The 13453-nt window shown below is 54.2% G+C and carries 12 protein-coding genes; 6 read left to right on the top strand and 6 right to left on the bottom strand.

What is annotated here, in order from left to right; all coding sequences use genetic code 11:
• Positions 1-7: 7 nt before the first annotated feature.
• The 5 genes from argJ to RHH81_RS06585 form a co-directional block, all read right to left on the bottom strand.
• Positions 8-1267 (bottom strand): bifunctional glutamate N-acetyltransferase/amino-acid acetyltransferase ArgJ, encoded by a 1260-nt coding sequence (gene argJ / locus RHH81_RS06565; protein WP_206199484.1) that lies wholly within the window; start codon positions 1265-1267, stop codon positions 8-10.
• Between the two features lie 81 nt (positions 1268-1348).
• Positions 1349-1936 (bottom strand): Uma2 family endonuclease, encoded by a 588-nt coding sequence (locus RHH81_RS06570; protein ID WP_206199485.1) that lies wholly within the window; start codon positions 1934-1936, stop codon positions 1349-1351.
• A gap of 6 nt (positions 1937-1942) precedes the next feature.
• Entirely contained in the window at positions 1943-4978 is a 3036-nt protein-coding gene (gene ppc / locus RHH81_RS06575; protein WP_310742791.1) for a phosphoenolpyruvate carboxylase, read from the bottom strand.
• A gap of 102 nt (positions 4979-5080) precedes the next feature.
• Positions 5081-6580, bottom strand: coding sequence for a DUF3352 domain-containing protein (locus RHH81_RS06580; RefSeq protein WP_206199487.1), 1500 nt, complete (start codon positions 6578-6580; stop codon positions 5081-5083).
• A 26-nt stretch (positions 6581-6606) separates the two neighbouring features.
• Entirely contained in the window at positions 6607-7611 is a 1005-nt protein-coding gene (locus tag RHH81_RS06585; RefSeq protein ID WP_149818046.1) for a phosphoribulokinase, read from the bottom strand.
• A 210-nt stretch (positions 7612-7821) separates the two neighbouring features.
• On the opposite strand from RHH81_RS06585, the gene RHH81_RS06590 reads away from it, so the two are divergent.
• The 5 genes from RHH81_RS06590 (at position 7822) to RHH81_RS06610 (ending at position 10474) form a co-directional block, all read left to right on the top strand.
• Positions 7822-8004, top strand: coding sequence for a 50S ribosomal protein L32 (locus RHH81_RS06590; RefSeq protein WP_024124949.1), 183 nt, complete (start codon positions 7822-7824; stop codon positions 8002-8004).
• 3 nt (positions 8005-8007) lie between these two features.
• Entirely contained in the window at positions 8008-8181 is a 174-nt protein-coding gene (locus RHH81_RS06595) for a hypothetical protein (RefSeq protein WP_149818048.1), read from the top strand.
• Positions 8182-8205: 24 nt separating this feature from the next.
• Complete coding sequence (crtG, locus tag RHH81_RS06600) at positions 8206-8988, top strand: 2,2'-beta-hydroxylase CrtG (RefSeq protein WP_206199488.1); 783 nt, start codon at positions 8206-8208, stop codon at positions 8986-8988.
• 71 nt (positions 8989-9059) lie between these two features.
• The gene (locus tag RHH81_RS06605) at positions 9060-9845 is read left to right on the top strand and encodes a hypothetical protein (protein ID WP_302676411.1); all 786 of its coding nucleotides are present in this window, start codon (positions 9060-9062) and stop codon (positions 9843-9845) included.
• A gap of 110 nt (positions 9846-9955) precedes the next feature.
• Positions 9956-10474 (top strand): (2Fe-2S) ferredoxin domain-containing protein, encoded by a 519-nt coding sequence (locus RHH81_RS06610; protein ID WP_206199490.1) that lies wholly within the window; start codon positions 9956-9958, stop codon positions 10472-10474.
• On the opposite strand, the gene RHH81_RS06615 is transcribed toward RHH81_RS06610, so the two are convergent.
• Complete coding sequence (locus RHH81_RS06615; protein WP_310742792.1) at positions 10451-12688, bottom strand: heavy metal translocating P-type ATPase; 2238 nt, start codon at positions 12686-12688, stop codon at positions 10451-10453. The two genes, RHH81_RS06610 and RHH81_RS06615, sit on opposite strands and share 24 nt — an antisense overlap.
• A gap of 138 nt (positions 12689-12826) precedes the next feature.
• Here RHH81_RS06615 and RHH81_RS06620 point away from each other — a divergent pair, with 138 nt between their 5' ends.
• A complete protein-coding gene (locus RHH81_RS06620) occupies positions 12827-13426 on the top strand; it encodes a Uma2 family endonuclease (protein ID WP_206199491.1) in 600 nt (199 codons plus the stop codon).
• Positions 13427-13453: the final 27 nt, after the last annotated feature.

A 13453-nucleotide genomic window follows, 5' to 3' on the forward strand; every position in this document is an offset into this window, starting at 1 on the left:
TGTAGGACTAGGTGGTGTACTCGGCATTAATTTTAACGTAATCATAGCTGAGATCACAGCCCCAAGCGACACCTCGACCACTGCCATGACCAATACTGACTTCAATCACCACCGGCTGTTCGAGGGACTGCTGGCCACTGGGATCGCTACTAGCGGCGGCTTGATTGACTAAGTAGGCATTGGCAGCGGCGCGATCGAAGGGTAAGGGTTGACCTTGGCGCATCATGGCAATTCCCCCAAGGGAAATGGCCAGATTACTGGCATCAAAGGGCACCCCAGCGCGGCCAGCAGCGGCGGCAATGCGTCCCCAGTTGGGATCCCGTCCATAGATGGCTGATTTGACGAGCATTGAACCCGCAATGGTTCTGGCCACTTGACGGGCAGCGGCATCATCACTGGCACCACTCACCTGAACTTCAATGAGACAGGTCGCCCCCTCGCCATCACGGGCGATCGCCTTGGCTAAATGGACACAGACCGCCGTTAACATTTCCTCAAGGCGGCTGGCTGCTGCGCCCGGCGCCGTAATCGCAGGGGTGCGCGATTGTCCATTGGCCAAAGCAATCACACTGTCATTGGTGCTGGTATCGCCATCAACGGTAATTTGATTGAAGGAGCGATCGCAGGCACGTTGCAGCATCTCCTGCCACAGAGGGGGCGACACAGCAGCATCACAGGTAATAAAAGCCAGCATCGTCGCCAGATTCGGGTGAATCATCCCTGACCCCTTGGCCATGCCACCAATGCGAATGGGCTGCCCCTCCCACTCGGCTTCGAGGGCAATTTGCTTGGGCACCAAGTCTGTGGTCATAATTGCCCGCGCCGCGGCATCTCCACCTGCATCACTCAAGTTCGCTGTCAGTGTCGGTAGAGCTTGGCGCATTTTCTCAAGAGGAATGGGTTGACCAATGACCCCCGTCGAAGCCACGAGCACCATCTCTGGACTTACCCCCAAGGCCGTTGCCACCATATCTGCTTGGGCGAAAACCGCCTGCCAGCCCTGTTCTCCCGTAGCCGCATTGGCCTGACCGGAATTACACAAAATCGCCTGCGCTGTTCCCTTCGTTTGTAACCGTTGACGACAGTAGGTGACAGGTGCCGCACACATGTGGTTCGTCGTAAATACCCCAGCGGCGATCGCCGGCACATCGGAAACAATCAAGGCCAAATCCAGTGCCCCCGAAGCCTTCAGTCCTGCCGCAATGCCCGCAGCTCGATAGCCTTTGGCGGCAGTCACACCACCCGTAATCTGTTGCCAGTGGCTCATAGCGTCGTCAATAAGAGAATCGTTGCGATTATATCAAGGGTCTTTCCCAAAACAGCCACTATTAACGGTTTTTGCAGAAGTCTAGGGGAAAATACGACTCAAGGGGAGCCGTTGTTCAGTGATCGGCAGGGCGATCGCTCCCGTCGCGGGCACAATTCGCCGATTCAAATACCCAAAGGTTGTCGGTGTAATTTGCGCTGGTTCACTATAGGCTTCGAGAGTGCGATCCACCAAGTTAAAAAGCCAGTAGTGGGGAATCCCTGCCTCGGCATAGAGCATCAATTTCACAGTGCGATCGTACTCTAGGGAAGAGTCCGCCACCTCAATTAGCAATTGCACTGCCGCTGCTGTCGGATGCGCCGTGGCGTAATCATCCTCCCGATTGTCAACAAGGGTAATGTCTGGCTCAGGTTCACTGTGATCTGCAATTACAATCGGCGATTGACAGCGTAGGGTTGCCCGCTCACCCACCATTGGCATTAAGACCCGCAGGAGTCGGGTGATACAGGTTTCGTGGGCTGTCCCCTTAGCCGCCATCTTAATCAGTTCCCCCCGCACTAATTCGATGGGATCATCCTCGCCCAAAAAGCCGAGTTCAGCTAAACGGTGATAGTCCTCAATGCGGAAGTGCAGCGGGGATGGTGTTAATGTGCGAGTCGTCGGGTTCATGATTGTTTAGCCCGTATTGCGCATACCTGCCGCCACACCATTGATCGTCAAGAGAGCGCCCCGCAGCAACTCACCCCGGCCATAGCGGGAGCGGAGAATCGCCCCAGAGGTGGTTTGGCTGTTGTGCTGGCGTAGCCGTTTCAGGAGAGATACTTGCAGGAACCCCAAGGGAACAATGGTGCGATTGCGCAGTTGCACCGATCGCTGGAGCGCCGGATCGCCATCGAGCAGCCGCTCATGGCCAGTAATCGTGAGCACCAGTTCCGTGGTCAGGCGATGTTCCTGAGCAATCTGATCGTAGAGGCGGAAAAAGGCTTCACGGTTTTGGGGTTGGCTGAGTTCTTGGACATAGTAGCGGGCAATCTCTAGATCCACTTTGGCAAGGGTCATCTCAACTTTGGAGATCACCATGCGGAAAAAGGGCCATTTGTAGTAGAAGTAGCGCAACAGGGAGAGATGCTCAGCGGGTTTTTCCTCAAGGAATTCCTTCAGGGCAGTGCCCACACCATACCAAGCCGGCAGTAGGAAACGGGTTTGCGTCCAACTAAAGACCCAAGGAATTGCCCGCAAACTCTCAAGGGTTTTCTTACCTCCCCGCCGCGTGGGTCGGGAGCTAATTTGCAGTTGGCTAATTTCTTGAATCGGAGTAACTTCGTTAAAGAACTCAATGAATTCTGGCTGCTCATAGATGAGATGACGATAGCATTGGCGCGATCGCGTGGCCAACTCCTCCATAATCTCGTGCCAAGGCTCAATTTCATCAATACTACTGCGCAGCAAACTCGCTTGGATCACCGCTGTCGCCACTGTTTCGAGGTTAAAGAGCGCCAATTCCGGCAACGAGTATTTAGAAGCCAGCACCTCGCCCTGCTCCGTAATCTTGATTCGTCCTTTGATCGTTTGCTCTGGCTGTGCCAAAATGGCTGCGTAGGCAGGCCCACCCCCCCGTCCCACAGAGCCACCCCGGCCGTGGAAAATCCGCAGTTGGAAGCCAAAGTTTTCAGCAATTTTTTGTAGCCGTTGCTGTGCTTTATAAATTTCCCAGTTGCTGCTGAGGAAGCCCGAATCTTTGTTGCTGTCGGAATACCCCAGCATCACTTCCTGTAAAAAGGGAGTGCTATGACTGCCTAGATAGCTGTGGCAAAAGGGGAGAGAAAATAATTCCGTCAACACCGCTGGGGCGTGCTTGAGATCCTCAACGGTTTCAAACAAGGGAATGGCCTGAAGGGTACTTGTCCCGGTGGCTGGGTCGAATAGCCCCGCCTCCTTGGCAAAGAGGAGCACCTCCAACAGATCGCTGACCTCGTGGCTCATGCTGATGATGTAGGTATTGCACAAATCCGTGCCAAACTCTTGCTGAAGTTGCCGCACCATGCGGAACGTTTCAATGATTTCATTGGTGCGATCGCTAAAGGGGAGTTCCCCCGGAATCAAGGGGCGACGGGTTGAGAGTTCACTGAGGAGCCAGCGAGTGCGCTCCGTTTCCGACAATTCCGTATAGGGACAGGGGAGAATGCCCAAATAGGCGGTAATTTCATTAAGCGCCTCAGCGTGACAGGTGCTTTCTTGGCGAATATCCAAGGCTGCCAAATTAAAGCCAAAAACCTCGACTTGGCAAATCAAATCATCCAGTTCGCGGCAGGCCAGTCCCGTTTCCTTGAGGTTGCGCTGAATTAGCAGCAGCTCCGCTAAAAAATCTTGACCATGGCGATAAAATTGACCGCTGTTGAGATCTTCGGCCTCATGGCGGCGAATACAGTAGGTTTGCAGCGCTCGGTTGCGATCGCGGGTATTTTGCAGCCGTTTGAGCACATAGGTGAGTTTCAGACGGTAGGGTTCCTGCCGATAGCGCACGGCATACTGGTCATAGACGCTAGGGAGTTGCCGTTGATCCTGCTCAAGGGAATCCAGTAAATCCGGCAGCACATCACACCAGTGCAGGGACAAACTCAGCAGATTGATCAACCGCTCAACGGACTTAATATATTCCTCAAGAACTAGGTTGCGCTGATAGCAGGCGGTTTGCCACGTTACTTCTGGTTTGACGTAGGGATTGCCATCGCGATCGCCCCCCACCCAAGAGCCAAAGCGACAGAAGCTGCAGCGGGGTGGCTGTAGCTGGGGAAAGGTTTCCTGTAGGGCTTGCCCAAGGCGGCGATAGAGCTTGGGAATAACAGCAAAAATCACCTCCTTAAAGTAGTGCAGGGTGTATTCCACCTCGTCGAGCACTTCGGGCTTAAATTGGTGCAGCTCATCGGTGCGCCACCAGAGGCGAATTTCCTCCATCAGTTGTGCCCGCAGGGTTTGGGCATCCCAATCCGTCAGGTGGGGAGAGGCTCCCTCTAGCACATCCAGTTGCTCGAGTAAGCGGGCAACCCGCCGCTGCTTATCACGAATCGTTTGCCGCACAATCTCTGTCGGGTGAGCGGTGAAGACCAGCTTAATGTCCAGTTGATCCAGCAGCTTTTGAATATGGCGCGGCGGTACATTCAGTGTATGCAGCCGCGGAAAAAGCCAAGCAAAGGAACCATACTGCTGAGTGGCGGGAATGGCTTCGTAGAGACTATGCTCTAGGCGTTCACTCGGTCCACTGCGCACATCCGTTGCATTGGCAGCATGATGGGGCAAGGGAAAGCCTTCACCACTGACACCGGAAATCGGTTCACTCATGACACTGCGGCGGCACAGTCCCTCTTGGGCAGCTCGTTCGCGATTGTATTGTTGCTCGTAGTGCTGCTCGACAATGTTGATAATTTGAAAGTAGAGGTTAAAAGCACGCGCTGCTCTGATCGCTTGATTAAGTTCGAGGGATTCAATGACCTTCAGCAGTTCCCCTTCTGGGGCATGGAGCGCATGGCCTTCTGGCGAAGAGAGAGCACCCAAGCGCCGCAATAGATCAACCAATTCTTGACCGGATTCTGCCGCCAAGACATCTACCAAGACCTCTTCCACCAGTCGCAAACGTGCCTGTAGGGTGCGGGCTGCTAAACTTTCACTTTCAATCAAGCGATCGCGATTGGTCGCATCGAGGACTGATGTCATATTTACCCCAGTCTGCAAACATAATACTCCCTACTTTACCCAATCCTGAGCCAGGGCAGTACAACAATTGATAACAGGCGTATTAAGGATTTGTTAACAGTTCTAATCTTTTTTGCTGCTGAGAATCAGTTCTAGGTGTTGCAAGCGATCGCGCACGCCATAATTCACCAAAGTCATGCTTTGCAGACGTTCCAGCCAGCCGGCACTGATGCCATTGAGATACTGAAGTAGCGGCCAACGCTGGCTCAAGGGAGCAAATAGCTCTGGCCAACGGGCATAGACCAACCCACGAATCCCTTGCCGCTGTCGCAGGAGGTTCTCCGGCAGCCAAGACACCTTTTTATGCTGGCTAGGGAACAGTACCGATAGGGAGGAGGCCAAGATCAGGCGATCGCCCCGTTGCTCATAGGCCGCGGCCACATCAGAGACCAAGCCTTCACTGGTCTGCGGGTCAAGAATTAATTTCACCCAAGCAGTGACGGGTTCTTTATTCAAGACCAAGCGATTCACCTCATAGCCATTGGCGCGGGCAAGATCATCCAATTGTTGCAGCACAGTTGCCGCCTCTGGGGTATTGCGCGTCTGCCACCACCATTGCCACTGTTCATCGCCTTGGTGCCAAAGGGCAAGGCTAAAGCGATCGCTGGCCAAGGGAAAAATTTGCCTCGTCACGTCCAAGGGTATCTCTCCTGTCAAATCCCGCAGCAGTTGGCTGGCAATCTCATCCCCTTGGGGCGTTCTGCCAAAGCGGTAGTCTGCCAAAGCCTTGGTGAGTTGGCTATAGCCCTCTGGCAAGTGGGAACCCGCAACCACCACCGTCGGCAGCGGTTCTTGGGCACGGCGGAACTCAAGGTCAAGGGGATCAGCAGCTAGTGTCGGATCACTGGTGCGGTGCAGCAGCGTTTCCAGATGCAGCTCGTTGTTTTGCGCCTTCACGGCCAACAGCAGGCGATCGTAGGTGGGTGCCAGTTCACGATCCTCACGACTTAGGGATTGCAGGTTGGCATAGTAGAGGGCCGTAGGTTGAGCGTCTAATTGAGATCGCGCCGCTTGATAAAAGCTCAAACCCGCCAGATTGCCATCCCCAGTCACCGCTGACCCCAAGCTAGCGATCATGGTCTCCACATCGGCAGCGAGGAGCAGGCGATCGCCCAGTCGTGCCGTCACCAAGTCCTTACCCACTTGGAGGGGGATATTTTGATAGACTTGCGCCTCAAAAGGATGGCTTTGCCAGTAGGTCTCTAAGAAAGCCGTTGCTGCATCTGGCCGCTTCAGGGGCAGAACCCACAACTGCCGCGGGGATGGACACACTTCAGAACAGGGGAACTGGGCAACCGTCACCCCTTCTCCCACCCAAGTACTAACCTCAGACCACGACCAACCCCAATGAGCCAGTTGGGATACCCCAAAACGCTCCCACAAAAAACGCAGCGGATCGCTACTGGGACGTTGATTGAGCTTGAGGACACTCTGGGCTTGGCGGGGGACAAAGATCAGGTCATCGCTATCGGCAGCGAAGGCTGGCTGGCCACAGGTGAGAACCAACCAGCAGAGGATAAAGACCAAAAACGATGACCATAGCGATCGATGGTGCGGTTGCATCAGTGCCCTCAATGTGGCAGGCCAAATTAGCGGTTGGTGACAGTGGCCACATCCCGCGAGGTCAAGCGCTCATAGGTCGCCCGCATTTTCAGCCCCGTCAGCACTTGGAACAGACCCGAACCATTATCGGAACCCGGATAGTCACGGTGCTTCAGCAGCAGTTCCGTCATTTCACCATAGTGCTTGGTGGAGGTGTTGCTCAGGTGGCTTTCGATGTAGATCAGTTCATCGAGTTTTTCAAAGCGACCGTCCACTTCTAACACCGAAACGGGGTGACCATAGTATTCATCAGGCCCGTAGCTGAGGCGGATGCCCGGATAAGAGCAGGTGAGCTTACGACCGCAGGGAATCCAAGTAATCGTGGAGCCTTCATCAAAAAGATAGACTGGCTCAAAGCCGGGGATGCCTTCCCGTTGCAGCATCCGTACCCGCAGGATATTGCCGACTTTTTCCTCTTTGACCAACTGGGTCGGCAGAATTTGCAAGACCACGTCAGCGTACTGCTTTTGGGGATCGATATAGGCCATGAAGTCGGGTCGACGGGCATTGATGGAGGCAATCACGTCTTCGTAGCTGTGACCCCGCTCGGCCATGTCGCGCTTGATCTTCCAAGCAATTTTTACATCGTCGCTGATGTCGAGATAGACACTAAAGTCAATCAGCGATCGCACCCGTTCATCGTAAAGGGGATGCAGCCCTTCAATCACAATCACGTGGTTAGGATCAACCCTCTCTGGCGGGTCAATCGTCCCCGTTTCGTGGTTGTAGATGGGTTTCATGATTGATTCGCCATTTTTGAGAGCCTTGATCTGCTCATACATCAGATCAAAGTTGTTGGCACGGGGATCAAGAGCCGTAATCCCCGTTTCTTTCCGCTGCTTGCGATCCAGACTGTGATAGTCATCCAAGCAAATCACAGTCATAAACTCTTCGCCAAACAGATCGGCCAGTCGGCGCAAAAACGTTGATTTACCACAGCCGGAGTCTCCAGCAACGCCGATGAGAACCACACGGTCTGGCTTACTGCTCATAGCTGACGATTCCCTTTGCTCGTAGAAGTGGACATCCCCTGATGGGGTGGTTCAGTATTCCCTTACTGATATTACAAGGGTGGTGTCCCTCTGTGATAGTTTTTTGGTCAAAAAGAGGAACATTGCCCTCCATAGGGGGGAGCGGTGGTTGCCCTAGGGAAGCGTTTGGGATACACTAGTAGATTGCGAAAGTTAGTCCTAGGGATCATCATGGCCTGCCCCAAGAAGAAAACCTCGAAGTCCAAGCGCAGTATGCGTCGTGCGGTCTGGAAGCGCCAAGCTGCCCTTCAAGCGCAACGTGCCCTTTCCATTGGCAAGTCTATTTTGACCGAGCGCGCCCAAGGCTTCTACTTCCCTGAAGCTGAAGAAGAAAACGAAGACGAACAGGAGTAATCCATGGCCACTCCCACGGAGCCAAGCCGCACCCCAAAACTGGAAACCCCCAAGTACGGCTTTAATACTTTTGCTGAGCGGATCAATGGTCGTGCTGCTATGGTTGGTCTTGTGGCTCTTTTGTTATGGGAATATTGGACAGGAGAGGGCTTGCTCCACTGGTTGGGCTGGGTCTAGGGGACGCATTTAGCACTTTTTTGCATGATTCCCTACAACCTCAGTGACCCCCGCCTCTTTGGCATTATGGTTGGGGTCATGTTTTTGATGGTGGTCAGCCGCCTCGTTCTGGTGGCCGGCTTTTTTTCGCTTGTATATGTGGTGGCTCGCTGGACGCCCCTGAGGAAACGGCGGGTCAATTTGCGCCCCTACCAGCGGGGACAGTTTTGGCAGGAGTTTGGCTGGTCGTTGGTGACAGCGGCTATTTTTGCGTTGGCGGGGGCGATCGCCGCAGTGATGTGGCAGCGGGGCTGGACAGCGGTTTATCTAGAGTTAAATTCCCTTTGGGACTACATTTACTTTCCCTTGAGTATTGGCCTTGTGCTGCTGCTCCACGAGACCTATTACTATTGGCTCCATCGCTGGATGCACCAACCGAAAATTTATCGCCGTGTCCATCGGGTGCATCACCATAGCATTGTGGCCTCGCCCTGGACGGCCTTTTCCTTTCACCCGTGGGAAGCGCTCCTACAGGCCATTTTCCTGCCGCTGATTATTGTGCTTGTGCCGCTGCACCCCTACGCGATCGTGATTCAGCTCAGCCTGATGACGGTCTCCAGTGTGATCAACCACCTGAATTTAGAGATTTATCCCTGTGGCTTTGCCGAGCATTGGTTGGGACAGTGGTTGATTGGCGCCACCCACCACAGTTTGCACCATAGTCAGTTTCGCTGTAACTATGGCCTCTATTTCACCTTTTGGGATCGCTGGCTGGGGACAGAGAGCCGCGATTACCTTCCCCTGTTTCGCGATCGCACCCAAGGCTGAAGAAAGAATGAATTCTGCATAGGCCAATTGGCCAAGGCGTAGGACAGTTCGTCTAGTTCAGTGGCAGTGAGATGGTCAAGGCACTTTCCTTTCCGATGATGGCGGAGCGGCAACATCCTTTAATTCAGCCGCTACTCACTTGGTCTGATGAAGCACTGATCAAAGCCTTTCAGGAGGAGCGCGATCGCGGCTGCTACTTTGTTGCTCTGTATTGTCGCTATGCCGCCCTTGTCTATAGTGTGCTGCAACACCACGGGCGATCGCCCGTACAAGTGGACTATCTCTTTGCCAAGGTGTGGCATGGGCTATTTTTTAGCCTTGACCGTTTGGAATTTACTCCTGAAGGGGTGAAAATTGGCGATGAGGAAGCTCGCTCCCTGCGCAATTGGATTGTCAACCGCACTGCTACCCTGATTCAAGAGGAACTCCCCGGCATTGAGCACATTACCTATGTCCTGCAGGATGCGCCACCGCCCCTTTGGTGCTACTTAGAAGCCAGCCTTGCCTACTTGAGTCCCCTGAGCCGCCTCGTGCTAGTGACCACCCAAACCTTTCACTGGAACCTTGAGCGCGTGCGCGCCTATTTAGAAGTTCAAGGGGAAACCTACAGCCTTGAGGAACTCAACCAGCATTTAGAAGAGGGGCTAGTACGCATCGCGGAGTATCTGCCGCCGGATATTCGCCAAATTTACTTAATGCCCGATCTCGCTTCAGAGGAACCCCCCACCGTTCAACCCACTCTCGAAGAACTCTTTCCCAATAGCGTTGAGGAAGTGGGCACCCACCTTGAGAGTAACCCGACGGACGCTAGTATTGATAACCTACTGGCAGAGTGGGAGCGGATTCTCTCCAGCTAAGATTATTTTTCCACAGGTGAATCTCACAACGATCTGGGATGCCCCCAAGACCGTCCCTTGTATGCTAGACTCAATTTGTTGAGAAAAATTTCTAACAAGGTTTGACGTTCATGGGTCTGGGTGTTATTGATTTGCCGACATTTTCCCTTGAGGGCACTGTCGAAGCGGTCTTTTATAAGAAGGGGCGACCCAAAGTCGTGATTCTAAAAACCGCCACAGGAACGGTCTGGGTTAAGCTAGAAAAGTCTCTGCGCCGTGAGTTAGCGCAACCCCCCAAGGTGGGCGATCGCCTGCGGTTAGAGGGAATGATCAGCGATAAGTACGATGGCTGGGTCAAGCAATACAAGGCCAGTCATTTAGAATTTTTAGCAACGGCTCAACCCGCAGCGGCAAAGCGTTCTCAGCCCTGTAAGGTGCTCATTTGTCAAAAATCCTCCTGCTGTCGGCGGGGTGCCAAGGAACTCTGGCAAGAACTAGAGGCACAACAGCTCCCCATTGCCCTGAAGGCGACGGGCTGTATGGGGGAATGCAAACGGGGACCCGCGGTGGTTGTCCTGCCCCACAAGAAACGGCTGACCCGCGCCAATGCCCAACAGATTCGCGAGCTAGTTTGCTCGACTGAGGCTTAGGGAATTCAGGACAACGGCAATCGAACTCACAGCCATACAAGCGGCAGCAATTCCGGGGGTGAGACTAAGACCCCATAGGGGTAATCCAACACCGGCTGCAAGGGGTAAACCGACGATATTGTAGGCCACTGCCCAAAGAAGATTCTGCTGAATTTTGCGGAAGGTGGTGCGGCTAAGGCTTAGCACAGCGAGCACATCCTCTAGATGATTGCGGGTGAGGATAATATCCGCTGCTTCAATGGCCACCTCTGTACCCGTACCAAGGCTAATCCCCACCTGAGCTGCCGTTAGAGCTGGCGCATCATTCATGCCATCCCCGACCATGGCCACGGTTTTGCCTTGGGCTTGCCAACCTTCAATAAGAGCCAGCTTTTGTTGCGGTTGGAGGTCTGTGTGAAGATGGGTTGTGGGTAAGCCTAGTGGTTCTAGGAGTTGCTGTGCGGCTTTGGCCGTGTCTCCCGTCAGCACATGGATCGCATAGCCTTGGGCTTGCAGGGCTTGAACGGTGCTCACTGCCTCTGGGCGCAGGCGATCGCGAAAGGTCACAACGGCAATCAACTGGCGATCGCAGGCCAAGGCCACATGGGTTTCCACTTCTAGGGAAGGGCAGTCAACCCCCTGATCACGCAGCCAACTGAGGCGACCCGCCTGATAGTAATGCCCCTCAATCCAACCGCTGATCCCCAGTCCGAGGGCAGTTTCCACCTCTGTCACCGTTGCTAGCTCTGTTGTCTGGCCGGTCGCAACCCACGCCTTCTGAATCGCCACTGCAAGGGGATGGCGACTCTCGCGCTCTAAACTGGCTAGCAGATACAGCACCTCTTGAGAGGAGTGATCGCCATAGAGCTTGATCTCGGCCACTGCCAGTTCACCGGTCGTCAGTGTGCCCGTCTTATCAAACACAATTGTGTCCAACGTCTGACTGCGCTCAAGAACATCACCACCTCGAATAATTAAGCCTTTGGCAGCGGCGTGACTGGTGCCCACAAGCAGCGCGATCGGGGTGGCAAGGCCAAGGGCACAGGGACAGGCAATCACCAGAACACTCAAGGCTAGCTTTAAGGGCAATAGGGGTGTGCTATTGGTCATTTCTGGGAAGAAATGGGGGGCGATCGCGCTCCAAAAGAGAGCCGTTGCTGCCGCCAAGGCTAGCACCCCATAGCCAAAATAGCCGGCCACCCCATCCGCCATTTGCTGCACCGGTGCTTTGCGATTTTGTGCCTGCACCACGAGGTCTAGAATCTGCCCCAAAAATGAGGCACGACCACAGCGTTCCACCCGTAGGGTAACGGCAGCACCAACATTGCGACTGCCCGCCAGAACGGATGCCCCCACCCCCTTGGCCACCGGTAGAGATTCCCCTGTGAGCATGGATTCATCCACCAGGGTTTCCCCGGTCACAATCGTGCCATCGGCAGGAAAGGGTTCTCCAGCATCTACCCACAGCCAGTCCCCGACTTGGATACGACTGACGGGAATGGGCCAGCGATCGCTAGCGGTCAAACTGGGTTGCCATAGCGCCTGTTGTGGCTGAAGCGCAAGGAGGGATCGCAAGTCCCGTTGTGCCTGTTGACGTACCCGTTGCTCCAGCGATCGCCCCAGCAAAATAAAGCCAAGGATCATCACCGGTTCATCAAAGAAACACGCCCAGCCCAAGGCCGGCCAGAGCCACGCCACCGTACTCGTGAGGTAAGCCCCCAAGGCGCCAAGAGCCACCAGCGTATTCATATTCGGGCGACGTTGGAACAGGCCCATCATTCCTTCCCGCAGAATTTCCCACCCCGGTAGGACAAGGGCAATGGTTGCTAGCCCCCAATGCCAGATCATTGCCTCTAACATGGGCCAGTGCCCCGGCAGCAGATCAATCCCGTGGCCGACACTGGAGAGAACAAGGAGCACAAGGGCGATCGCCAACCTTGGCAAAGAGGTTTCCTCAGAGGCCGTGGGCAGTTCCAAAAGGGCATTGGCTTCTGCGAGGGTGGCTTGAAAGCGACCTTGGTTTAGGCTCTCGACAATGGCGCTGGGGGTCGTCTCAGCGGGGGAATAGGTGACAACGGCGGTTCCCGTGACCAGATTGACTGCCGCAGCATCTACGCCCGGCTGCTCTTTTAACTGATTTTCCAGCGATCGCACGCAGCCAGCACAACGCAAGCCGCTCACCCGCAGGATGGCTACCTCAGGGGCGTGAGAATCAACACTTGAACTTAGGGACACGTCGCACCCTCTCCAAAAAGAACTACGTTCAATCTCCTAACTGCGTCCCCACCGCCTATTGTGGCACGTTGGCTTTGGGATGTCAGGGAAAGGGCGAGCTATCCTAAAGAAGTGAGGTTTTCACGAGAAATACAGAGAATGGTGACTGCCAAGGAGACGGGCGATCGCTATTTCACACCAGAAGAATACTTCGCGTGGGAAGAGCAGCAGTTAGAAAGACATGAGTTGATTGATGGTTACGTGTATGCGATGGCGGGTGGTACAAGAAACCACAGCGATATTGCTGGTAACTTTTTGTTAATTATTAAATCCCACTTACGGGGTAAAGGCTGCAAAACCTATACTTCTGATTGTCGCGTGAATATTTTTGAGACATCGAATTTTACCTATCCCGATCTGAGTGTCACCTGTGACGATCGCGATCGCCAGAGTCCCTTTTTCATCACTTATCCCTGTCTCATTGTGGAAGTGCTCTCACCCGCCACCGAAGCCTACGATCGCGGCAAAAAGTTTGATCTCTACCGTCGTAACCCCAACCTCGTGGATTATGTGCTCGCTAGCTCAGAGGAAATGGCGATCGACATTTACCAGAAAAATGAAGTGGGGGATTGGTTGCTGCGCTGCTACCGCGCGGGCGATCGCGTTGAGTTGAGGAGCATTGACCTCAAAGTGCCTATTGAACAGTTTTATGAAGACGTTGACCTCTCTGCCCCCGCCGTAGATACCACTGCTCCGTGAAACGGCAAGCGGCTCTCCCTATGAACG

This window comes from Thermosynechococcus sp. PKX95 (assembly GCF_031583295.1).
Taxonomy (GTDB): Bacteria; Cyanobacteriota; Cyanobacteriia; order Thermosynechococcales; family Thermosynechococcaceae; genus Thermosynechococcus.

Excerpts from the sequence above, each read along its gene's own strand:
- RHH81_RS06570 (WP_206199485.1), bottom strand. The coding sequence starts at position 1,936 with ATGAACCCGACGACTCGCACATTAACACCATCCCCGCTGCACTTCCGC.
- RHH81_RS06610 (WP_206199490.1), top strand. The coding sequence starts at position 9,956 with ATGGGTCTGGGTGTTATTGATTTGCCGACATTTTCCCTTGAGGGCACT.
- RHH81_RS06595 (WP_149818048.1), top strand. The coding sequence starts at position 8,008 with ATGGCCACTCCCACGGAGCCAAGCCGCACCCCAAAACTGGAAACCCCC.
- RHH81_RS06590 (WP_024124949.1), top strand. The coding sequence starts at position 7,822 with ATGGCCTGCCCCAAGAAGAAAACCTCGAAGTCCAAGCGCAGTATGCGT.
- RHH81_RS06580 (WP_206199487.1), bottom strand. The coding sequence starts at position 6,580 with ATGCAACCGCACCATCGATCGCTATGGTCATCGTTTTTGGTCTTTATC.
- crtG (WP_206199488.1), top strand. The coding sequence starts at position 8,206 with ATGATTCCCTACAACCTCAGTGACCCCCGCCTCTTTGGCATTATGGTT.
- RHH81_RS06585 (WP_149818046.1), bottom strand. The coding sequence starts at position 7,611 with ATGAGCAGTAAGCCAGACCGTGTGGTTCTCATCGGCGTTGCTGGAGAC.
- RHH81_RS06620 (WP_206199491.1), top strand. The coding sequence starts at position 12,827 with ATGGTGACTGCCAAGGAGACGGGCGATCGCTATTTCACACCAGAAGAA.
- RHH81_RS06605 (WP_302676411.1), top strand. The coding sequence starts at position 9,060 with ATGGTCAAGGCACTTTCCTTTCCGATGATGGCGGAGCGGCAACATCCT.
- argJ (WP_206199484.1), bottom strand. The coding sequence starts at position 1,267 with ATGAGCCACTGGCAACAGATTACGGGTGGTGTGACTGCCGCCAAAGGC.
- ppc (WP_310742791.1), bottom strand. The coding sequence starts at position 4,978 with ATGACATCAGTCCTCGATGCGACCAATCGCGATCGCTTGATTGAAAGT.